The organism is Suttonella indologenes, from assembly GCF_900460215.1.
Classification (GTDB): Bacteria; Pseudomonadota; Gammaproteobacteria; order Cardiobacteriales; family Cardiobacteriaceae; genus Suttonella; species Suttonella indologenes.
This window is the reverse complement of record NZ_UHIA01000004.1, coordinates 462,773-485,027: the sequence shown is the minus strand read 5'-3', so window position 1 is coordinate 485,027 and position 22,255 is coordinate 462,773. Positions and strand designations below refer to the sequence as shown.

Below are 22,255 nucleotides of genomic sequence, written 5' to 3'. Positions count from 1 at the left end.
GAATTGAATAAACATTCAGTCAAAACAGTCTAAAATTGCATTATAAAACCTGCATAGAAAGTTCTGCCGCGCCCCGTGCCTTTATTCGCCCAATCCGATTGCGCCCCCGTATTGCCCGTGCCTAATGTACCGCCGCTGCTCAGCGGATAGTTATAGATCGTATTAGTCAGATTATCGATATTGAAAAACAATTTGGCATTTTTATTCACATTATATTTGGCATATAAATCATAAACATTTTGCCCGCCTTTCACTTTAGTTGCCGTAGGAAGGCCGGTATCCGTATCCACGCCTGCAGGAACGGTATCGTCTCCCATGCGCGTTAAGCGCGCGCCGACAATTAATTTATTATCCAACCAGCGCGTACCGAGATCGACCGCTAACTGGCTGCTCGGTTGCGTACGAATCGTGCTGACCATATCTGCCAAATAATCAATCGGCAAATCCGTTTTATTGCGACTATAGGCGAGATTGATATAAGCGCGGTCAAAATCATAACCGCCTTCTATTTCCCAACCGCGGATTTTAGTCTTATTCGGCATATTGAAAAATATTCCGACGGGAGAAACATCCATATCGCCGTTTAAATAATCATCCAAACTGCATTTTGTATGGTCATCGCAGACATAAAATTGATCTTGGAAAATATAATTTTTTATACGACTAGTAAAATAATTTACTTTCAAACGCGCCGTATCATTATGGGTAAATAAGCCTTGTTTAAAGATATTAAATCCGATATCGTGATTATGCGATGTCTCGCTTTTCAAATAAGGATTAACCGAGTAGGGATTGTTTTTGATATTATTCACATACATGAATTCTTGCACGGTCGGCGCACGGCTGGTATGCGCATAAGTGCTATAGAGCTGCAACCAATCGTTTGCCTGATATGCCAAAGAAAAATAGGGATTGACATGACTTTCTTTATGAGAGAAATCCACATTGCCGCCGGCAGGAAACACAATCGCGCCGTTATCGAATGTTTCGGGCAAGAAACCGCCGTAACGGTAGCGCTCGTAACGAAGCCCGCCCCCTAAAGTCCATTTGTCGTGCTGAAATTCGGCTTCAGCAAATAGATTGCCCGTCTGCTGATAACCTTTGGCTAAAATGCCGTCGTAATGCGGCAAATCCGCATCACGCTCTTTAGATCCGTAACGCGTGCGTTGGATTTTTGCGCCATAATCAAAACTTAAATCCGCCTCGCCGATTTCAAATACACTGCGGTTAGTCAAACTAAACTGCCAAGTCGGATTATATGTCTGGCGGTTTTGATAGCCGTTATCATGGTCTTCCTTGGCAAAATATTGCCGCGAATCGCCGTAAGAAATATCCGCACGCAAATCGATTTTGTCGGACAGCGGATTGTAGCGATATTGGAATAAGCTGCTATTGGTTTTCACATCAATCGGCGTATGGTTATTCGTGCTGCGGCTTTGATTGGCAATATGGCTGAAATTAAAATAATGATAGCGATTAGGTGCATACTCCAATTTGCCCATAAAATTATGCGCATGCACGCCGCTTTCCATCGCAACATTGTCATTCAAACCATCGCCGGCAATCGTCTCGCCCGCACCGTTGCGATAACCGCCCTTAACCTTGCCGCCATATGCCGCCAAGACGCCGAACGAACCGCCATTGTCAAATGACTGCCGATGCGCCACCGCCGCCATACCGTTTGTACCGTAACCATTACTGCCATGTCGCAAAATCAGACGACCGCCAAAAGTATTGTCCCCTTGCACCAAATCACTAGGCACCAATGTGCGAAAATTCACGCTCCCTCCCAATGCATTGCCGCCCGAACTGCCATGCGACAAACCGCGCTCGACTTCCGCGCCCGCTATAAAATCTTCATTGATATAGACCGTATTGCCATTCCAACCATGCGCCGGATTGGTCTGATAAAAGGTTTGGCTGACACCGTCAATACTGGTGTTTACCCGCCCCGCACCTTCAAAACCGCGCAAATTGACCGCAATACCGCCCTGCCCGATATCATGCTGTGTAAATAAACTGGGGCTACTGCGCAAGACTTCGTTCAAATCGCGTCCGGTTTCGTTTTTTGCAATCACGGACACCGCAGCGGGTGTTGTATAAGGCTGATTGATGTAATCAGCACTAACATTAATCTCAGACAAGTGGATAACGGCTTTAGCAGCCTCTTCCGCCCACACTGAAGAACAGGAACAAACTAATGTCAACAAAGTAAAGTATCTCATTTTATTCGGTTTTTATTAAAGTTATATTAATTGTAATCCAAATAAAAATAATTATCAAGTAGTGGTAAAAATGAAGAAAATATTTCTTTGCCAATCAATCAAATTGTAGGCGGACTTCTAAGTAAAGATTGTTTTTCAGGGAAATTGGGCAAATGTTTCTTAATCTTTACAGGGATTAAGCAAGCAAAACGACAATGTATAGTCAAAGAATTGAAAAAGTATTACGGCGTTGGCTCGCTTTGCCGTACGCTCTTGTACTGTCTGCAGCTCGCCGCCTTGTACTACTTTTTCACTTCTCCGACTATATTCGGAGAAATGGAAAAATATAGCTTCTTCAGATTAAAATGAGACAATAAAAATTTTCAACATATTGAAAAATATTTCAATATGTTGTTTTAAGACGTATCATTTTAATCTGAAGAGACTATAATGCAAGGCGGCAAATGGCAGACAGTACGGCAAAGCAAACCAAAAGCTATTGCTGTACCATTCTTGAAAAATGGCGCTTAATATTTTTAAAAACAATTGACTAAATATTCCTATCCGGCACAGGCAAACCCAATTGCAGATAAGCGGCATCGCTTGCCATGCGTCCGCGCGGGGTGCGCTGGATAAATCCTTGTTGAATCAAATAAGGCTCGACCACATCTTCCAAAGTGCCGCGCTCTTCGCCCACAGCCGCCGCCAAAGTCTCAATCCCGACGGGCCCACCGCCGAAATGCTCAATCAAACGCGAGAGCATACGGCGGTCGAGTTCATCCAAACCGGCGGCATCAATTTTCAATAATTTCAAGGCTTCGTCTGCCATTTGGCGCGTAATCACGCCGTCACCGCGCACTTGGGCATAATCACGCACGCGCCGCAGCAAGCGGTTGGCAATACGCGGCGTACCGCGTGAGCGTTTGCCGACTTCCGCCGCGCCGCTGTCTTCAATCTCAATTCCCAGCAATTTCGCCGCACGCGAGACAATTTCCTGCAATTGGACGTGAGAATAATATTGCAGATGATGGCTAATGCCGAAACGATCGCGCAGAGGCGCCGTCAATAAGCCGGAACGCGTAGTAGCGCCGACTAATGTAAACGGCTGCAAATCCACTTTTATCGAACGCGCCGCCGGTCCTTCGCCAATCATAATATCGATTTGAAAATCCTCCATTGCAGGATAAAGCACTTCTTCAATCGCGGGCGAGAGACGGTGGATTTCATCAATGAACAAAACATCATTGCGTTCCAAATTAGTCAACAAAGCGGCTAAATCGCCGGCTTTTTCTAAAATCGGGCCGGAGGTTTGGCGCAGATTCACACCCAATTCGCCGGCAATAATTGCCGCTAACGTCGTTTTGCCCAAACCCGGCGGACCGAATAGCAGCACATGGTCAAGTGATTCCTGCCGCCCCAATGCCGCTTCAATAAAAATACTTAATTGCGCTTTCAGCTCGTTTTGCCCGATATATTCCGCCAAGCGTTTAGGACGGACGGCACGCTCAATCGCGCCCTCTTCATTACGCCCGGCGGCGCTAATTAAACGGTCGGAATCAATCATTTGCCACTCTGTAATTTCAATTGCAAGGCGGATTTAATCAAAGCCGCCGTATCGGCATCCGGCGATTGCTTGAGTGCACTCTCAACCAATTTTACCGCATCGGCCGGTTTTAATTCCAATGCCATCAAGGCTTCCACCGCTTCTTGCGCCGCCGTGACGCCTATAGGCAAAGGCGTATCCGCCGCACCTGCCATGCTCGTAAAAACGCTGCTGCCGCCGACACGGTCTTTTAATTCGATTAATAAACGCTCCGCAGTCTTTTTGCCGACACCGGAAAGTTTTAACAAAGCATTGCTATTATTCTCGCGCACAATAGCGATAAAATTTTCAACACTGAAACTCGATAAGACCAGCAAACCCAGTTTCGGCCCGATGCCGCTGATGCGGATTAATTCGCGAAACAATTGCCGCTGCGCAATGCTGGCAAAGCCGTAGAGATATTGTCCGTCTTCTCTTTGCGCATGATGAATGAACAATTCCGCCGCCTGCCCTTGCGGTAATTGCTCCAAAATGGAAATCGGCACGGCGATTTCATAGCCTACGCCGTTCACATTCATAATCACTTGATTACCCTGCTTATGCAGCACCAAACCTTGTAACCAGCCGATCATCGCTCTGCCTCTCTTTGTGCTTCAAGCGCATCGCCGCCCGTAAAAAAATCCTGATATTTCCGCATTTACTTCTCCCAAGCCGACAGCATGCCGCTTTTGCGCTGCATAATTGCCGTTTGCAGATAATGCGCATGCGTCAGGGCGACCGCCAAAGCGTCCGCCGCATCGCTTTGAATCTTACCCGTTTGATTGAGCAGCAATTTCACCATATATTGCACCTGCGTTTTATCCGCCGCGCCTTTGCCGACCACCGCCTGCTTAATGCTTTTCGCCGCATATTCCGAAATCGGCAACTGCGCCAATACTGCCGCACACAAAGCCACACCGCGCGCCTGCCCCAATTTCAAAGCGGAATTCGGATTTTTATGCACAAAAATCTCTTCTATGGCAAATTCTTGCGGACGATAACGCTGCACCAACTCGCCGATGCCCTGATGAATCATCATCAAACGAATAGGCATCGACTCTTCCGCCAAGCGAATGCAGCCGGAATCCACATAGCGAACCTGCTGCCCCTCCACATCTACAATGCCGTAGCCTGTTATTCGCGAACCGGGGTCAATGCCCAAAATGCGGCGAACAGCTGTCATTAACCAGCGTAATCCTCTGGGAATTCCGCATTGCTAACCACGCTTTGCACATCGTCTAATTCTTCTAGCATATCAATCAAACGCATGACCTTATCCGCATCTTGCGCACTTACCGGCGAGAGATTTTCCGCACGCATCGTTACCTCGCTTTCATCAGGCGTGAAACCGGCGGCGACCAAAGCCTCATACACGGCGGCATAATCGCTGGGGTCGGTAATCACTTCCGCACTGCCCTCATCAAACTCAATATCTTGCGCGCCGGCTTCCAAAGCCGCTTCCATCAAAGCATCTTCATCTGCCACGCTTTCAAAAAACAAGACGCCCTGCTCTTTAAATTGGAAAGCCACCGAGCCGGAAGTACCTAAATTGCCGCCGCATTTAGAAAAAGCATGACGCACTTCGCCGACCGTGCGGTTATTATTATCCGTCAAACAATCCACCATAATCGCCACGCCGCTTGGACCGTAACCCTCAAAGCGCACCTCTTCCATCTGCACGCCTTCCAGCTCGCCCGCGCCGCGCTTAATCGCACGCTCCATCGTATCTTTCGTCATGTTCTCCGCCTGCGCTTTGCTGATTGCCAAACGCAAACGCGGATTGGAATTCGGATCGGAACCGCCGCTGCGCGCCGCAATCGTCAATTCACGAATTAAGCGGGTAAAAATCTTGCCGCGCTTGGCATCTTCTTTTGCTTTTTTATGTTTAATATTTGCCCATTTACTATGACCAGCCATTTGAATATCCTTAAATTTCTAAAAAACATCTCTGCCAAAGCCTGCGCAGAAAGCAAAGCCCGGCTTGCGCACCATCGCCCTCAACACAGCCGAAGCGCGAAAGATTGCATAAAAAATGGGGCGCAAGTGTATCACGCCGCCGCAAAATCTGCTGCTTTTGGCAAAGAAAAAAGCGCGACCAGCGCGCTTTTCACAGCTTATATAGTTTCTTCAGATTAAAATGAGACAATAAAAATTTTCAACATATTGAAAAATATTCCAATATGTTGTTTTAAGGCGTATCATTTTAATCTGAAGAGACTATAAATGCCTATTTATGCGTCACAATACTGACTTTGGCAACACCGGCTTGCAATACGCCTAATTGCTGCGCCGCCGCCTTAGACAAATCAATCACCCGATCGCCGTGGAAAGGTCCGCGATCATTGATGCGTACAATCACGCTTTTGCCATTATTCAGATTAGTTACCTTCACTTGGCTGCCCAAGGGCAGATGCTTATGCGCGGCGGTCATATCATGCATATTATAGACTTCGCCGCTGGCGGTTTTGCGTCCGTGAAAACCGGGACCATACCAAGAAGCAGATCCTTCTTCCGAAAAATTTTCCGCCGTGCTGAGCGTGCGGTAAGTTTTGCCGCGCACGTTATAAGTGACGGATTTGGCAATCGCCGTACTTTGCGCAACGACTTTAGCCTGCTTTTGGCTAGCAGCCTGAGCAGCGGCTTGATTAACGGCTTTGCCGCTGTAATCCACCGCTGCAAAAGGATCTTGCTGAGTAAAATCAATCACTTTGACGATATTAACTTCCGCTTTGGCAGGTGCGGTAGGTTTTGCAGCTTCTGCTTTTACGGCAACGGCTTGTGCAGGTTTAGCCTGTGGTTTGACAGCTTCTGCTTTTACGGCAACGGCTTGTGCAGGTTTCGCCTGCGGTTTGGCGGCTTCCGCTTTTGCGGCAACAGCTTGTGCAGGTTTAGCCTGTGGTTTGACAGCTTCCGCTTTTACGGCAACGGCTTGTGCAGGTTTCGCCTGTGGTTTGGCGGCTTCCGCTTTTGCGGCAACAGCTTGTGCAGGTTTCGCCTGCGGTTTCGCTGCTTCTGCTTTTACGGCAACGGATTGTGCAGGTTTCGCCTGCGGTTTCGCTGCTTCTGCTTTTACGACAACGGCTTGTGCAGGTTTCGCCTGTGGTTTGGCAGCTTCCGCTTTTGCAGCAACAGCTTGCGCAGGTTTCGCCTGCGGTTTCGCTGCTTCTGCTTTTACGGCAACAGCTTGCGCAGGTTTCGCCTGCGGGGTATTGACTTGGGCAAATAGTGCCACGTCAGAATTTTTGGTGAAATCAATAGTTTTCACAATTTTGCGCGGGGCTTCGACAGGCGTGGCAATAGGAGCTTGCTGTGCATAAGCCGAGAGCGGGAGCAGGTAGGCTACCGCTAGCAAAGCGCTTAGACTTTGTTTTTTCATCAATAGATCTCGTTAATTGGACTCTTGATGGCAGCAGCCAAATTGCTCACCGCCATCGCATACATCGGCGAGGTATTATAGCGGGTAATCACATAGAAATTATTATAAATAATAAACGCCAATTCCTCTTGCTCGCCTTGCAGCACAAGGCTTCCCACCGTTTCCGCACTTTGAGAAGCCAACCAATTCATGAAATTTTGGTCAGATTTCAGGCTTTCGTCTGTGGATAAGTCCTGCAAATCATAAGCCGGCTTCACATTGCCGTCAAAAATGCTAAGACTCGGCTTTTGTGGCAATTGATAATACAAATCGCCATCTTTCTCCCAACCGCGGTTGGCAAGATAATTGGCAATCGAGCCGATGGCGTCTTCCGGACTTTGCCATAAATTAATCTTTCCGTCGCCGTCGAAATCTATCGCATCATTGCGGTAACTGCTCGGCATGAATTGCGCCATTCCCATAGCACCGGCATAAGATCCTTGAATTTGCAAGGGATTCCAATCTTCTTGCTGCGCCAGTAATAAGAAATGGTCAAATTCGCTGCAAAAGAATTCGGCGCGCGGCGGATAGTCGAAACAAAGGGTGGCGAGGGCTTGCAAAACCGGCGTATTGCCCGTGACTTTGCCATAGCGGGTTTCCACGCCGATAATCGCCGTAATCACCGCCGGATCGACGCCGTATTGCGCATAAGCGCGTTCTAAGGCTTCGCGGTGCTGGCGGTAAAAGGCTACGCCGTCTTCCAATCTTGCCGCATCCGAGAAAATGGTGGCGTATTCAAACCAAGGTTTGCTTTTTTCCGCCGGACGGCTGATTTTCGCCAGCACGTCTTCATCGCGATGAATCGCCATCAATAAAGACAGCAGATAGCGCGCATCTATCTGATGTGTTTCAGCCAATTGATAAATGCGTTCGCGGGCATCGGCATTTTGCGCGTAATTAGGCGGCATGTCGGAAGTTTCTTCGGCGCTTTGCGCATAAGTTCCCTGCGCCAAAGCCAGTGCCGCGATAAGGACTAAACGGAATGTGTTCATGAAAAATGCTCCTGTTTAGGGGATTGTTTGTAGCCGCCGATCAGATTAACGGCAATGGCAAAACCGGCCATAAGCGATAAAACCGAACTGCCGCCGTAGCTGATCAGCGCCAGCGGCAAGCCTACTACAGGCAAAAATCCGCTTACCATGCCGATATTAACAAAGATATTGATAAAGAAAGATAAAAAAATCGCCGCCACTAGGATACGCGCAAAGCGGTTATTCAGTCGCGTCGAGAGATACAGTCCGCGCAAAATCAGTAAGAGATAGGCGAGCAAGAGCAGGCTGACGCCGAATAAGCCTAATTCTTCCGCAATCACGGAAAAGACAAAATCCGTCGTCGATTCCGGCAGAAAGGATAATTGCGACTGCGTGCCTTCGCCGTAGCCTTTGCCAAAAACGCCGCCCGAGCCGATAGCGATTTGCGATTGAATGATGTGATAGCCCGCGCCGAAGGGATCGGCTTCCGGATTAAATAGCGTCAGCACACGCTCGCGCTGATAGGCTTTAATGCCGAACATCCAAAACAGCGGCAAGGCAATCGCCGCCATCACGGCACCGACCCCAATCAGCCACCAAGGCAAGCCCGCCAAAAACAGAGCGATAATGCCGGAAGCCGTGACCAGCAGGGCGGTGCCTAAATCGGGCTGATCTAAAATCATATAGGCGGGAACGGAGATAATTACCAGCGAAATCAAAACGGTAAATAAATTCGGCGGTCGCGCTTGCCGCGTCAAATACCAAGCCACCATCATCGGCACGGAGAGTTTTGCCAATTCCGAAGGCTGAATACGGGCAATGCCGATATTGAGCCAACGCTGCGCCCCGCCCGCATGACTGCCCATAAGCAGCACCAAGAGCAGCAAAATAAGGGTAAAAGCATAAACAACAGGCGTTATTTGGCGAATTTTACCGGCAGGCAGACATAAAAACAGCCCGAACAAGCCCCAAGCGGCGGCAAAACGAATTGCTTGACGCAGTACCGTACCGCCGCTTTCCGCCGCGCTGTTCAAAATGACCAAGCTGAAGCCCATCAGCAGGGCAAGCAGCAGTATCAACCACCAATCGATATAAAAAATCGCCGATTGCAGGATTTTCCATGTACTGCGCGGTCTGACTTCATCCATTGCCATTGTTATTCTCCGCCGCGCTGCCGAGTAAGTAGAAATCGCTGATTTGCCTTGCCATCGGACCTGCGGTCGAACTACCGCCGCCGCCGCGTTCCACCACAATGCTCAAGGCGATTGTCGGCGCATCGGCAGGGGCATAAGAAACGAACATGGCATTGTCTTGATGCTCGCGCGCCAATTGGCTGTTGGAAATGCGTTGATCGGTTTTAAAGGAAATCACTTGCACCGTGCCCGATTTGCCCGCCATGCGGTAGCGCAGACCTTGGGCAATGTTTTTGCCCGTGCCGCTGTGATGATGAATCACACGCTCCATGCTGTTTTTAGCAATTTGCCATGTCTGCGACTCATAAACAGGGATAATCTTTTCTTCCGCCCGTTCGGGGCTTTGAAACTGCATGCTTACGGGGTCGTAAATGCGCTTAAGCAGATAAGGGGTGAAACTTTTGCCGTCGCGGGCAATCAAGGCGGTCATGTATGCCAATTGCAAAGGCGTGGTGGTAAAAAAGCCCTGCCCGATGCTGGCATTGATGGTATCGCCGATATACCAATTGGTTTTGTAACGCGCTTCTTTCCAAGCACGGGTCGGCATGATGCCGCTGTCTTCGTCGGGCATATCAATACCGGTCAACCGCCCCATAGCAAAATGTTGGCAATATTGCGCCATGCGGTCGATACCTAATTGCTGTCCCAGTGAATAAAAATAAATATCGCAAGACTGAGCGACCGCACCCACGCCGTTCAAACTGCCGTGTCCTGTGCGCTTCCAGCAATGGAAAGGACGGGCATTGGGATTTTCCGCCAAACGGTATGCGCCGCCGCAATGCACATGGCTATGTTCATGCACCACCTGATAATGCAAACCCGCCAAGAGCATCATCGGCTTAATCACGGAACCGGGCGGATAGCGCCCTTTCAATGCGCGGTCATATAAAGGTCCGTGCGGATCGTCTAACAGCATTTTGTATTGCCGCTGGCTGATGCCTTTGGTAAACAAATTGGTGTCAAAACCCGGCTTCGATACCATCGCCAGCACTTCGCCGTTTTGCGGATTAATCGCCACGCAGGAGCCGCGATGCTCGCCCAGTACTTGATAAATAAACTGCTGCAATTTCAAATTGAAAGACAGGTAAATATCCTTACCCCGCTGTGCCGGCACTTCTTTTAACAGGCGCACCATATTGCCGTTGGCATCGGCTTCGACCTGCTGATAGCCCGATTTACCGCGCAACAGCGCTTCGTATTGCCGCTCGATTCCGCTACGCCCGATATAGTCGATGCCTTGATAATCATCGGGATCAATGCTTTGCAAATCTTTTTCATTGATGCGATTGGTATAGCCCAGAACATGCGCGCAGAGTTCGCCATAGGGATAGAAGCGCTCGTAATAAGGCTCAATCGCCGCGCCGGGCAGGCGGTACAATTGCAAAGCCAAGCGGTAATGCGCTTCTTCTTCAATCGAGTCTTTCAGCACCACGCTTTCATAGCGGCGACTGCGCCGATAGCGGCTACGAAATTGTTCGATACTTACACTATCCAAGCCCAAAATCAGGCTTAATTGCGCCAGCAGCTGTTCCAAATCCTCCACATGCGAGGGATTGACGACCACTTGATAACGCAGAATATTTTCCGTCAGGGCAATACCGTTGGCATCATAAATCGTGCCGCGCTCGGGCACCAGCGGCTTGATTCTGACCCGATTGGATTGGGCGCGCGTGCGGTAATAATCGTAGCGCTGCACTTGCAGGGTAAACATGCGCCCAAAGAGCGCGGCAATTCCTGCGCAGACCGCCAAAGCCGTTAAGGCAACGCGGCGCGTAAAAGAACGTTTTAAATAAGCCTCGTCTTTGCCTTCCTGTTTTTTATGGCTGAGCAAATCGGCATGGGCGAATTTTTTCACCGCCGCACCCGCCCGCCATAATGCTGCATAAAGATCAGGCTGATCATCCGCATCAGCGGCCAAGCCGCTAATTGCAGCAGAAAACACCACAGCCAGCCCGCTGGCGCCGGAATACCTTCCACGATATAAAGCAACAAGAATTTCAAGACGATAAATCCCGCCCCTAGAAAAATCACGCCCAGCAATTGCTCAAAGACCGACACCGTGCGCCAATAGGTGTGCAAAGGAAAAATCAGTAATGCCGTCAAGCCGTATAACACACCGTGAAAACCGATGCTGACCTGCGCGGACAAATCCAATAAAAAGCTAATCGGCAAAAAAGCCCGCCACAGCGGCAAGCGCGGCTGATAATAAAACAAATACAGCAAGACCATAACCGTAATATCGGGCAGCAACAGCCAAGGTCGGAAATAAGCGCCTACCGTCAGCAATAGCCAACAGACAAAGAAATACAACAGCAAGGGCAAGACAGGCATTATTGCCCCCCTAATTGCGCAGGACGTGGCGGACCGACAGGCAAAATCACTTCGGGAATAATATCGCGCTGATCCAACAATAAGACCTCAAGCATGGAAGACAGATGCGCTAAGGATTTGAGTTCAATCTGTAAAAAAGAATTACGCTGATCGCGCGACACATCCACCACTTCCGCCACCGGATAACCACGCGGAAAGACGCCGCCGAGTCCGGAGCTGACCAAGCGGTCGCCGATTTGAATATCGCTGTCCAAGCGGATATTTTCCACCGTCAAGGCGCTGCGCTCCGCCATGCCGCTGAGCAAAGCGCGTTGCTGGGTACGCTCGACATAGACCGGCACGCGACTGCGTCCGTCGCTAATCAGCATGACCCGCGCCTGATGCTCAAATACTTCCGTTACCTGTCCGACCAAGCCGAAAGGATCGATTACCGCCTGATGCTGATAGACACCGTCAGACAAACCTTTGTTAATCAATATGGTTTCGCGATAACCTTCGATATTGCTGTCGAAAATCTCCGCAATCATCACCGGCACCGTCACGCTGCCCACCGAATCCATCAGCATCCGCAAACGGCGGTTTTCCGCCTGATAATGCCCCAGCAACTGAATTTGCGTTCGCAACTCGCCATTTTGCGCGCGCAATTGCTGCACCTGCGCCGCCAAATCTTCCTTTTGCTGCCACTGCTGCCATTGTCGGCTCAAGCCGCTCAAAGGCGCATAGACCATGCGCTGCAAAGGCGCATAGGCATGGTCATGCAGTAATGCCTTCGGCTTATCCAGCCAAGGGCTATATTTATTCAATAATAACAATAAGAGACTCAGCGTTATCGCCGTCGCCCAAGCAGGAAGCCAATGGACAGAACGCTGTTCGTCATCTGCAGGAGGCGTGGCGAACATGAATTAAGTCATCAAGAAAGAAGCGACACCGCGTTGATCCAATAATTCCAAAACCTTGCCGCCGCCGCGCGCCACACAGGTCAAAGGATCATCCGCCACAATCACATTCAAGCGCGTTTCTTCCATAATCAGTTTATCCAAATCGCGCAGCAAAGCGCCGCCGCCGGTCAGCACGATACCGCGTTCCGCCACATCCGCCGCCAATTCGGGCGGCGTTTGTTCCAAAGCCAATTTCACCGCGCGCACGATGCTGCCTAGCGGTTCTTGCAAGGCTTCTAGCACCTCATTGGAATTAATCGTAAAACTGCGCGGCGCTCCCTCTTGCTGATTCGTGCCCTTCACTTCCAATTCGCGGATTTCCGCCGAAGGATAGGCGCAGCCGATTTCTTTCTTAATCCGCTCGGCGGTCGGCACGCCGATCACAATGCCGAAATTGCGCCGCACATAATCGATAATCGCGCTGTCGAAGCGGTCGCCGCCCGTGCGCACGGAAGCGGCATAGACAATGCCGTTCAGAGAAATCACCGCCACCTCGCTCGTGCCGCCGCCGATATCGACCACCATCGAGCCGTAAGCCTCATCTACGGGAATCCCCGCTCCGATGGCTGCCGCCATCGGCTCTTGAATTAAAAAGACATCGCGCGCACCCGCCGCTTCCGCCGCATCATGAATCGCGCGTTTTTCCACCTGCGTCGCTCCCGAAGGCACGCAGACCAAAATCCGCGGACTGGGGCGGAAAAAGCCGCCGCGTCCGTGCGCGCGCTTAATGAAATGATCCAACATCATGGAAGTAATCTTAAAATCGGCAATCACGCCGTCCTGCATCGGACGCACCGTGCTTAAATTATCCGGCGTACGTCCCAACATCTGCTTTGCCTGCGTGCCGTAGGCGACAATCTTTTTGCGACCATCTTGGGGATCTTGGGCAATCGCCACCACCGAAGGCTCATCTAAGACCACGCCTTCGCCGCGCACATAAATCAAAGTATTCGCCGTTCCCAAATCGATAGATAAATCACTAGAAAACAAACCGCTAAGAAACTTAAACCGCATAGACTGAGCCTCAAAAAATAGATTGCCCTTCTCGGGCGTGCAAAGACAAAGCGGATATGATACCTTTTTAAGCGTTTTTTTACATCATCTTGCGCAAGCAAGCGCCCGAGACTTTTACTTATGAATAGCTTAACACCTGAAATTATAGAAAAAACCGCCAAATTGGCACAATTACACATCAGCGACGAAGAAAAACAAGCCCTGCAAGCCGATCTCGCCGCTATTTTTCCGCTCTTCGACGCCTTGAACAAGGTCGAGATTTCCGCTCTTGAGCCGCTCGCCCATCCTTTAGATGCCAAACAACGCCTGCGTGCCGACCAAGCCGTTGCCCGCGATTTACTCGCCACCATCGAGAACAACGCGCCGCAATTTGAAGACGGCTTCATCACCGTGCCGAAAGTCATTGAATAAGGACAGCCATGAGCATTTTACACAGCAGCATTCGCGAACTTGCCGCCCAATTGGCAAACAAACAGCTTTCATCATTAGAACTGACCGAACACTATCTGCAACGCATCGAGGCGCATAATCCGCAGCTTAATGCCTACATCCGCATCACCGCCGAACAAGCGCGCGCCGATGCCCAAGCCAGCGACGCACGCCGCGCCAAAGGCGAGATCCGCTCGCCCCTAGACGGCATTCCAATGGCGCATAAAGACCTATTCTGCACCGCAGGCATCACCACCACCGCCGCCTCCAAAATGCTGGAAAACTTCGTGCCGCCGCACAGCGCCACCATAGCCGAAAACCTCGCACAAGCAGGCGCTGTCATGACCGGCAAACTCTCCATGGACGAATTCGCCATGGGCTCTTCAAACGAACGCAGCGCCTTCGGCGTAGTACATAACCCTTGGGACAGTAAAGCCGTGCCGGGCGGCTCCTCCGGCGGTTCGGCAGCCACCGTCGCCGCCAGACTCGTTCCCTACAGCACCGGCTCGGACACCGGCGGCTCCATCCGCCAACCTGCCGCCTACTGCGGCGTTACCGGCATCAAACCCACCTACGGCACCTGTTCGCGCTGGGGCATGATTGCCTACGCCTCCAGTCTCGACCAAGCAGGGCCTATCGCCCCCAGCGCGGAAGACTGCGCCCTTATCTTAAACGCCATGGCGAGCTTTGATCCCAAAGACTCCACCTCCAGCCAAGACACTCTGCGCGTATTCGACAACCTGCTCAACCAACCGCTCAACGGCGTAACCATCGGCATACCGCGCATCTATTTCCAAGGACTCGACAGCCAAATGGCGGACAACATCATGGCGGCGGCAAAAGTCTATGAAAGCCTCGGTGCAACGCTCACAGACATCGAACTGCAAAACACCGACATCGCCATTGCCAGCTACTACCTCATCGCCTCCGCCGAAGCCTCTTCCAATTTGGCGCGCTATGACGGCGTACGCTACGGACATCGCTGCGAAAACCCCGACAATCTGCAAGACCTCTACCGCCGCAGCCGCAGCGAAGGCTTCGGCGAAGAAGTCAAACGCCGCATTCTCATCGGCACCTACGCCCTATCCGCCGGCTACTACGACGCCTACTACGAACAAGCACGCCGCGCCCGCCGCGCCATCTTAAACAGCTTCACAGCAGCCTTTACAGAATGCGACCTCATCCTAGGCCCGACCACGCCTAGCCCCGCCTTTGCCATCGGCAGCCAAACCGACGATCCGGTCGCCATGTTCCTCGGCGATTTATACACCGTTGCCATCAACCTCGCAGGATTACCGGCAATCAGCCATCCGGCGGGCTTTATTCAACATCTGCCGGTCGGCTGTCAATTAATCGGACCGCATTTCAGCGAAGCGCGCCTGCTCAACCTCGCCCACCGCTTTCAACAAGAAAGCGATTATCACCGCCAAATTCCCGCCGCCTATGCGGCATAAACAAAAGCCCCGTGAGGGGCTTTATTTTGTCCGAATGCAGCGCCCAATCGGCATAGATCTATAGCCGTTAAACTTTAAAACAAGACGGAATTTCCTACGAAGAGCAAAGAAAGCAAAGTTTTGAGCAAAACTCGCTACGCAGAGCCGGCGAAACTGCAAATTTCCACAAAACCAGTTACGGAGCACTCAAAATCCCCTTTTGCCTTGCCGCAGACAGCGCAGGATTTTTCGGGAACAAGCGCGTCACTGTTTGAGCGAAGCGCAGCGTAGCGAGTTTGACGCGCGCCGAACCATAAAAATTAATTTGGCAAGCTGGCAAGGGGATTTTGCGAAGCAAAACAAGGCAAGGGGCTGCCTTTACGTTGCTTACTAGCGCTTCTTTGGTGATTGCTTTGCGTACTTTCTTTGGCAGCGCAAAGAAAGTACGGCACAGCGCAGCGTTAAAAATAAATCATAAGAATTAAGCAATGTCAGAAATCTGGACGTTTTCAGCATAAATAGATTTTTGGGTTGAATGGCTATAAAAACAAACTTATAAACCACACCATCACCCAAAACAGTCTCCGCATTAGGCGGATATAGGCAGTCAATTCTCGCGCACCTGCGCCAAGTTTTCATTTTCAAGTCTTCATTGCGGCAAATCCCAACAACGAACCGCCGCTTCCCCCGCATCTTTAATAGGGCAAATCTGCCCCGCCAGCGACAACGCACCACAGCAATGTATCTGATTATAATGAAAATTATACCCCTGGCTAATAATTAGGCAGAGCGCGCATTAAAAAATCTTTCCGGCATTCTTGACAATTACCAACGACAAAATTACGATGCAGAAAAAATATAGAGGAATAATTATGCGAAGAAAAATATGCCTTCCCATGGTGGCCGCACTCTGCACCATCACCGCCCAAGCCGAATTGCCGCTCTCTCTTGAAGGCGTATCGCCGCAGCAGCGCCGCATGAAATTAGGCTTGTCGATGACTTATTACAACCGCAATGCCGATGTCTATACCCAAGGCAGCAATTATTTTCTCACGCCACAAAATACGCTCATTGAAATCCCCACGCGCCTACAAACCGGCGAGCAAAATACGGATATGCTCTACGGCAATCTCAGCTTTCAATACGGTTTGAGTGAAAACACGGAAATTTACACCAATCTAGGCGCCTTTTGGCAACAAAACCGTTACACAATGAATAATCTCAGCCTTTCAGATAACAAAAGCGAGCTTGCCGAAATCACGCTGGGCTTAAATCATGTACTGTTACGCGATGGCGCTAACCCTATGTTGATTGGCGTTGTGGAAACCGCGGCCTTAGAAAAGATTGGCGGAGGAACCCACCATGGCAAGTCTTGGTTCGTGGGTATCAATGCCTACAAAGCTATTGACCCTGTTGTTTTTTCACTCAACGCAGGTTATCGCTTCCACCTAAAACATAATGACGATTATCGCTTGGGTAATTATTGGCTTGTCCGTCCCGGAGTTTCTTTTGCCGCTAATGACCGCGTCAGTTTCAATGCCAAATTGCAATGGATAGGAAAACAAGGCGACCGCATTAACGGTACCAAACAAGCATTTGAAACGAATAGTCGTGCCAGTATCGGCGTCGGCTATGCTGTTTCGGCACAAACATCACTCTCTGCTGATGCGCAGTGGCATCTCTCAGGTAATGAGGGCAGCAATATTACATTCGCTCTTCAGCATAGATTTTGATGTACTTCATAACCACAGGAGAAAATCATGAAAAAACTCATGCTTACCGCCGCCATAGCCACTTTTGCCAGTGCAAGCTATGCAGATGCTCAAACTTTTAGCCAGGTAGGAGATGCGCAAGCGTTTAATGCTGCGCTCTCAGCCATTAAGCAAACATCGCACACAGATGCTATTGCCGAGGCAATATTCGACAATCAATTCGCACTCGCTGCACTTAGCCCAGAGGAAATGAATGAAACCGAAGGCGCATTTGCTTGGGGGACTTTAGGAAATGGAATGTTAATTGGCTCTGCTTACAATGTATCCTTAAATAATATTATGCATTATTTAAAGTATGATGAATTTGCCAGCTGGGATTCTAATGCTCAATCCGCAGTATTGGGTGCAATATTAGGTGCGAGAGCATTTTTGCCTGGCGCTTCAGCGAACCTAAAAACATGGCAAACTTTAACAGCAAGGGAGAAATATGATTTACTTACACCAAAAGATAAGATAGAGGCTTTAGTAAGATATCATGCTTATAAAACAGATATAGTAATATTAGGAGCAACTTTTCCATACGAAAATTCCAACAATTAACATATAGGAGAGAGAATATCAAGGTGTAACCCTTGATATTCTCTACAGATAAAGATAATAACATCATTCGTAAATTATAGAAAATATGAATAATGGTTTTATATATTTAGCCACTGCATTTCTGTTATTGCTATGTTCTAAGATTGGCGTTACGCCTGTCGCCTTCAAAAAGAAAATGACAATAGTTTTTCTAGTAGGAATTTTTACATCTTTATTCTTTTTTATTGCAGTAAATAAATTCAAACTCTCAGTTTTTTTAGCCATTATTATAGCAAGTTTTATTATAACAGCCAGTTTTCACTGGTTGGCATTTAAGCGTTGGAATTGATATGGAACATCCTTTATTCACTCCGGGAAGCGTGGTTAGCTGCGTCTTATTTATTGTATTTTTCCTAGTTTTTATCGTGCATTGGGAGTTGAGCGACACTTCGGGGAAAGCACTTTTTAAAAGATTATTAAACTACATCGCTATTTACCTAGCACTCTCATATTTTGTCATCTTTTTCGCCTTTAAAAAATTCAGCTACGCCCCTATTTTTTTGCTAGGGTACTTCGGCCTACGCTATGCTGTTGACAGCTGGAGCGCTAGAAATAGCAACGAGGATTTTTTAAATAATAAATAAGCGCATAACCTACAAATTATCAGGTATTTTCAATATGCAAAAAATAACTCTTATTCATGAAGTTCTCATTATAATTGCTGTATATTCTGCCTTGATGCACGTCAGTCTCTCCCATCAAAAAACGCTCGTTAAATTATTCTGCCTGTCATTCGCTTTTTCCATATTTTCCCTATATCATTTAATGATGAGAGACAAATTATCTCCCGCTTTTGCCATGTTTAAACATCAAAGTATCAGTTCCGAGATACTGCTGCTGATATTTTCCGCCACTTCTATATTATTATTCATATTGATGAGGAAACATGAATAATTACCTCCCCGTTATCTGCCCTTTGCTGATTGCAATTGCCTGCCGGATTTTTATTTTCTCATTGCAATGTATCACAGCAGAAATCACCGCTCGAAAAGTGATAAAAATAGGGGTGATTTTAAGCATTATTTATCTTGTCATTACTTTCCCCATATTTATCTTGGCATTTGATTTTTATATTTTTCCTATCGTTTCTCTTATTGTTATTTGGGTATATTTTATTTTTATGTCATTGCTTTATGAGGGCTATTTTGAAAGAATGAGAAAAGATGGTTCATTATTATTACTATATAAAAAATGAAATATTTATATTTATTTATTTTAGCATTTAATATCGCTTAAATCATCAGACAAAACCATTTTCTTTACCACGGAAAAATCATGAAAAAACTCATATTAACCATTGTCATTACTGCTTTTGCCGGCACTAGCTATGCAGATACTCAAACTTTTAGCCAGATAGGAGATGAACAAGCTTTTAACGCAGCGCTCTCAGCCATTAAGCAAACACCGCACACAGATGCTATTGCCGAGGCAATATTCGACAATCAATTCGCACTCGCTGCACTTAGCCCAGAGGAAATGAATGAAACTGAAGGTGCATTTGCTTGGGGGACTTTAGGAAATGGAGCCTTGGCTGGTGCAAGCTTTGGCGTTGCTACTGGTAATTTATACCACTATATTGCACATGGAAGTTTTGCGAGTTTAGAGTCAAATTTGATTTCAGCAACCGCTGGCGCAGCAACAGGCGGATTAACTGGTCTTGGTGCCGCTGCCGCTGGTAAAACATTAACCCAAGTTTTGACTGAAGATTTAAGTAGATTAGCTGCTTATCATGCAATAAAAACAGAACTTGCAATTAATGCAGCAACGTTTCCTTGGCAAGACTCAAATCCTAATAATCCATAAATAATAGGCGGTCAATCCTTAAAATGAGGATTGACCTTTTATCATTATTATTTTGAGAAATTTGATGATGGACGCAAATAACGAAATTACGGAACAACTTATTTTTATAACATCTATGGCATTAACCAGCTTAGGCATGACAATCGGGGCTGCAAAAAAACCTTTAAAAAATAAAAAACTTGCTATGTTTTTTGCAATTATCTGCATATCTTTATTCAATTTCGTATATATTAAACAATTCAGGTTTGACATATTATTATTTATCATATTCTCTATTATAGTTATCTCTATTTCTACACATTTTTTATTTAACAAAAAACCAAAGAAAGAGAATAAATGACTATGGTTGCTCATGGTGCAATTAGTGTAATCATATGTTTTATTACTCTTTTTATATTTTGCGTACATACAGAACTTTTAGATGAAAATGATAAAAACATAAGAAATAAAAAAATTTTAAAACTATCAGTCGTCTATAGTTTAATTTATTTATTTCTAACCTCACTGCTTCCATTTTTATTATTGCAATTTTTTAGCCTAATTCCATTTGGATTATTATTGTGGATATGGGCTAAATTTGGCATACAGGCAATGCTGAATGAAAAATTTTTCGATAGTGAACCACTTTCACCAGAATTAGAAAAACGCATTAATAGCAGAAAAAATTTAAAAAATTAAATATATCAAGAGAAGCACATGAGAATAAATTACTGGCTTATTTCATTTTTACTAGTCACTCAATTTTCTATTGCTCAAATCAGCATACAAGATTATTTTCCGCCAACCATGCATCCGCAGATAAAAAGTTGGAAATATCTGCGAGATGAGGGAATTATTAAGCAAAATCTGGATTATTCCTGCGGAGCAGCAGCAATTGCGACTTTGCTCAACCGCTATTATGGACAATCTTATTCTGAAGCTGATATTTTGGAACGATTACTTCAGGAAGCACAGGAATCTTGGCGGGCTTCTTTTGCCGACATGCAGAAAATTTTGCCTAATTTAGGCTTTCAGGCACAGGGTTATGCTTTGTCTTTTGAACAATTACAGCATTTACGTGCCCCCGTCATTGTGTATTTACGCTATCGCAATAATGAACATTTTTCCGTTTTATACGGCATTAATAGAGAAACCGTTTTACTCGCCGATCCTGCTTTAGGGCATTTATCTCTGAGCCGGGAACAGTTTTTAAGCGCATGGCAAACGCGTGAAAGTGAATTAAGCGGCAAGATTTTAGCAATTGTTCCTAATGCAAAGCAGATGTCTGTCGCTACGGACTTTTTCACAAATGTTCCGCAAAGAAAAAGCGCTATTGCACTGCAAATAGAGATGATGCAAAAATCTTATAGGTAAAGATGACTATATTTCTGAATCTTTCTATTATTCGCCTAATCTTAATAATAAGATTTTAGCAACTGTTCTCTCGTTTGTTCTAAGCAAAAAAAGCAGTATTTATTTTCTTCCTCTTCATTAGACATTAAAAACCTATATTGTTTTTGTGCTCTAATACAACTCATTTCCCGCTGACTTCGATAATCATCAACTCCGAGCGCGAACCTAGACGCAGGGGCGTGCCCCAATAGCCGAAGCCGCTGCTAGTAAAGAAATGCACGCCGCCGATTTCGCCATGACCATGGTCCAGAACATACATACTGCTGGTTATGAAATTGGCGGGGAAAATCTGTCCGCGGTGCGAGTGCCCCGACACCTGCATATCAATCGGCAGTGTGGCGGCTTCTTCAATATTGGTCGGGCGGTGATCGAGCACAAATACAGGCATTTGCTGATCAACTTGCGCCAATAATTCCGGCAAGGAAGGACGAGCGCGGGCATAGTCGTCATCGCGTCCGATAATCGCGATTTGATTGTTAAATATCGCCGTTTCATCGCGCAATACATGCATTCCCGCCTCGCGCAAAGCACGGTCATTGCCGGCGGTGTCGCCATAAAATTCATGATTGCCCAAAGTGGCATAAACTGGCGCCTGAATGCGCTTGAGAATCTGTGCAATGCCGTCGCGGTCATAATAATCAGGATTGTCATTGATAATATCGCCGGGCATCAGCACCATATCTACCTGCTCAGCATTGAGCATAGCAACCAATTTTTCCGCCATGCCTTTGCCGACCCACAAGCCAAAATGCGTGTCGGTAACCAAAGCGATTTTTAACGGCGCCAGCGGCTTATTCAGCTGAATTTGATAGCGCAAAATGGTCGGCGAATGCGCACTGAACCAAGCAAAGCCCAGTAATGCCAAAAAAGCGGTCGGCAATAGAGGTTTTAAATATTTATCATGACGACCGTGTCCCAACAAATGCAGTAAACCGATTGGCAAAGCGACCAAAAACCATAGCCAAGACAAAGCCAATACATTAGCGAATACGATAATGCCATGCGGCAAAAACCAACGCGCACCGAATAAACTATTGCCTAAGCCGAATAGCAAGACCACCGCATACCAACGCGGCTTATGTCCACTCAGCCATATATACGAACGCAGTAACACAAAAAGCAGCAATTGAAACAAACAAATCACTACCGCAAATAAAAGCCAACGCGGCATATTTTCCCCTTAATAAAAATTTCCGCCT

25 protein-coding genes are annotated in these 22,255 nt (G+C 47.5%); 11 read left to right on the top strand and 14 right to left on the bottom strand.

All coding sequences use genetic code 11. The annotated features are described in order from the left end of the window. Positions 1-29: 29 nt before the first annotated feature. From DYC63_RS06425 to DYC63_RS06405, 5 genes are all read right to left on the bottom strand, one after another. Positions 30-2,144: a TonB-dependent receptor domain-containing protein gene (locus DYC63_RS06425; protein ID WP_172459446.1), complete on the bottom strand. Its 2,115-nt coding sequence runs from the start codon at positions 2,142-2,144 to the stop codon at positions 30-32. Positions 2,145-2,754: 610 nt separating this feature from the next. Next, positions 2,755-3,765 carry a Holliday junction branch migration DNA helicase RuvB gene (gene ruvB / locus DYC63_RS06420; RefSeq protein ID WP_115219482.1) on the bottom strand — a complete coding sequence of 337 codons (1,011 nt, stop codon included), beginning with the start codon at positions 3,763-3,765 and terminating at the stop codon, positions 2,755-2,757. Continuing rightward, positions 3,765-4,379, bottom strand: coding sequence for a Holliday junction branch migration protein RuvA (gene ruvA / locus DYC63_RS06415; RefSeq protein WP_115218469.1), 615 nt, complete (start codon positions 4,377-4,379; stop codon positions 3,765-3,767). Before ruvA ends, ruvB begins: the two co-directional genes overlap by 1 nt. 65 nt (positions 4,380-4,444) lie before the next feature. Continuing rightward, entirely contained in the window at positions 4,445-4,969 is a 525-nt protein-coding gene (gene ruvC / locus DYC63_RS06410) for a crossover junction endodeoxyribonuclease RuvC (RefSeq protein WP_115218468.1), read from the bottom strand. After that, entirely contained in the window at positions 4,969-5,703 is a 735-nt protein-coding gene (locus tag DYC63_RS06405; protein WP_115218467.1) for a YebC/PmpR family DNA-binding transcriptional regulator, read from the bottom strand. Before DYC63_RS06405 ends, ruvC begins: the two co-directional genes overlap by 1 nt. Here DYC63_RS06405 and DYC63_RS06400 point away from each other — a divergent pair. Then, on the top strand, positions 5,692-5,922 hold the full coding sequence (locus DYC63_RS06400) for a hypothetical protein (RefSeq protein ID WP_147284939.1): 231 nt from the start codon (positions 5,692-5,694) through the stop codon (positions 5,920-5,922). The genes DYC63_RS06405 and DYC63_RS06400 overlap by 12 nt on opposite strands. Positions 5,923-6,013: 91 nt before the next feature. Here DYC63_RS06400 and DYC63_RS13370 read toward each other — a convergent pair whose 3' ends face one another. The 7 genes from DYC63_RS13370 to DYC63_RS06365 are packed head-to-tail and all read right to left on the bottom strand — an operon-like array spanning position 6,014 to position 13,648. After that, on the bottom strand, positions 6,014-7,162 hold the full coding sequence (locus DYC63_RS13370) for a septal ring lytic transglycosylase RlpA family protein (RefSeq protein ID WP_115218465.1): 1,149 nt from the start codon (positions 7,160-7,162) through the stop codon (positions 6,014-6,016). Continuing rightward, complete coding sequence (mltB, locus tag DYC63_RS06390) at positions 7,162-8,193, bottom strand: lytic murein transglycosylase B (RefSeq protein WP_115218464.1); 1,032 nt, start codon at positions 8,191-8,193, stop codon at positions 7,162-7,164. Before mltB ends, DYC63_RS13370 begins: the two co-directional genes overlap by 1 nt. Further along, positions 8,190-9,326: a rod shape-determining protein RodA gene (gene rodA / locus DYC63_RS06385; RefSeq protein ID WP_115218463.1), complete on the bottom strand. Its 1,137-nt coding sequence runs from the start codon at positions 9,324-9,326 to the stop codon at positions 8,190-8,192. Before rodA ends, mltB begins: the two co-directional genes overlap by 4 nt. Beyond that, positions 9,313-11,283: a penicillin-binding protein 2 gene (gene mrdA / locus DYC63_RS06380; RefSeq protein WP_245888055.1), complete on the bottom strand. Its 1,971-nt coding sequence runs from the start codon at positions 11,281-11,283 to the stop codon at positions 9,313-9,315. The genes rodA and mrdA overlap by 14 nt, the downstream gene beginning before the upstream one ends. Next, complete coding sequence (locus tag DYC63_RS06375; protein ID WP_115218461.1) at positions 11,217-11,696, bottom strand: hypothetical protein; 480 nt, start codon at positions 11,694-11,696, stop codon at positions 11,217-11,219. Before DYC63_RS06375 ends, mrdA begins: the two co-directional genes overlap by 67 nt. Further along, entirely contained in the window at positions 11,696-12,595 is a 900-nt protein-coding gene (mreC, locus tag DYC63_RS06370) for a rod shape-determining protein MreC (RefSeq protein ID WP_115218460.1), read from the bottom strand. The genes DYC63_RS06375 and mreC overlap by 1 nt, the downstream gene beginning before the upstream one ends. Before the next feature lie 3 nt (positions 12,596-12,598). Next, positions 12,599-13,648 (bottom strand): rod shape-determining protein, encoded by a 1,050-nt coding sequence (locus tag DYC63_RS06365; RefSeq protein WP_115218459.1) that lies wholly within the window; start codon positions 13,646-13,648, stop codon positions 12,599-12,601. Between the two features lie 120 nt (positions 13,649-13,768). On the opposite strand from DYC63_RS06365, the gene gatC reads away from it, so the two are divergent. From gatC to DYC63_RS06345, 4 genes are all read left to right on the top strand, one after another. Next, a complete protein-coding gene (gatC, locus tag DYC63_RS06360) occupies positions 13,769-14,059 on the top strand; it encodes an Asp-tRNA(Asn)/Glu-tRNA(Gln) amidotransferase subunit GatC (RefSeq protein WP_115218458.1) in 291 nt (96 codons plus the stop codon). Positions 14,060-14,073: 14 nt separating this feature from the next. Further along, positions 14,074-15,531, top strand: coding sequence for an Asp-tRNA(Asn)/Glu-tRNA(Gln) amidotransferase subunit GatA (gene gatA, locus DYC63_RS06355; RefSeq protein WP_342769725.1), 1,458 nt, complete (start codon positions 14,074-14,076; stop codon positions 15,529-15,531). A gap of 851 nt (positions 15,532-16,382) precedes the next feature. Further along, positions 16,383-17,243 (top strand): hypothetical protein, encoded by an 861-nt coding sequence (locus tag DYC63_RS06350; protein ID WP_147284938.1) that lies wholly within the window; start codon positions 16,383-16,385, stop codon positions 17,241-17,243. A 27-nt stretch (positions 17,244-17,270) separates the two neighbouring features. Then, on the top strand, positions 17,271-17,822 hold the full coding sequence (locus tag DYC63_RS06345; RefSeq protein ID WP_115218455.1) for a hypothetical protein: 552 nt from the start codon (positions 17,271-17,273) through the stop codon (positions 17,820-17,822). 63 nt (positions 17,823-17,885) lie between these two features. Here the strand turns inward: DYC63_RS06345 and DYC63_RS12635 are convergent, their stop codons facing one another. Then, the gene (locus DYC63_RS12635; protein WP_143324866.1) at positions 17,886-18,086 is read right to left on the bottom strand and encodes a hypothetical protein; all 201 of its coding nucleotides are present in this window, start codon (positions 18,084-18,086) and stop codon (positions 17,886-17,888) included. Between the two features lie 65 nt (positions 18,087-18,151). Here DYC63_RS12635 and DYC63_RS06335 point away from each other — a divergent pair, with 65 nt between their 5' ends. The 6 genes from DYC63_RS06335 (at position 18,152) to DYC63_RS06305 (ending at position 21,017) form a co-directional block, all read left to right on the top strand. After that, positions 18,152-18,445 (top strand): hypothetical protein, encoded by a 294-nt coding sequence (locus tag DYC63_RS06335; protein WP_072281782.1) that lies wholly within the window; start codon positions 18,152-18,154, stop codon positions 18,443-18,445. Positions 18,446-18,747: 302 nt separating this feature from the next. After that, on the top strand, positions 18,748-19,056 hold the full coding sequence (locus DYC63_RS06325; protein WP_072281780.1) for a hypothetical protein: 309 nt from the start codon (positions 18,748-18,750) through the stop codon (positions 19,054-19,056). A gap of 80 nt (positions 19,057-19,136) precedes the next feature. Next, positions 19,137-19,664, top strand: coding sequence for a hypothetical protein (locus tag DYC63_RS06320; protein WP_115218454.1), 528 nt, complete (start codon positions 19,137-19,139; stop codon positions 19,662-19,664). 64 nt (positions 19,665-19,728) lie between these two features. After that, entirely contained in the window at positions 19,729-20,004 is a 276-nt protein-coding gene (locus tag DYC63_RS06315; RefSeq protein ID WP_072281778.1) for a hypothetical protein, read from the top strand. Continuing rightward, positions 20,001-20,342, top strand: a complete 342-nt coding sequence (locus tag DYC63_RS06310) for a hypothetical protein (protein ID WP_115218453.1) — start codon at positions 20,001-20,003, stop codon at positions 20,340-20,342. Before DYC63_RS06315 ends, DYC63_RS06310 begins: the two co-directional genes overlap by 4 nt. Before the next feature lie 108 nt (positions 20,343-20,450). Then, on the top strand, positions 20,451-21,017 hold the full coding sequence (locus tag DYC63_RS06305; RefSeq protein ID WP_342769724.1) for a C39 family peptidase: 567 nt from the start codon (positions 20,451-20,453) through the stop codon (positions 21,015-21,017). Positions 21,018-21,177: 160 nt separating this feature from the next. Here DYC63_RS06305 and DYC63_RS06300 read toward each other — a convergent pair whose 3' ends face one another. Further along, entirely contained in the window at positions 21,178-22,227 is a 1,050-nt protein-coding gene (locus tag DYC63_RS06300) for a metallophosphoesterase (RefSeq protein ID WP_115218451.1), read from the bottom strand. Between the last annotated feature and the right edge of the window lie 28 nt (positions 22,228-22,255).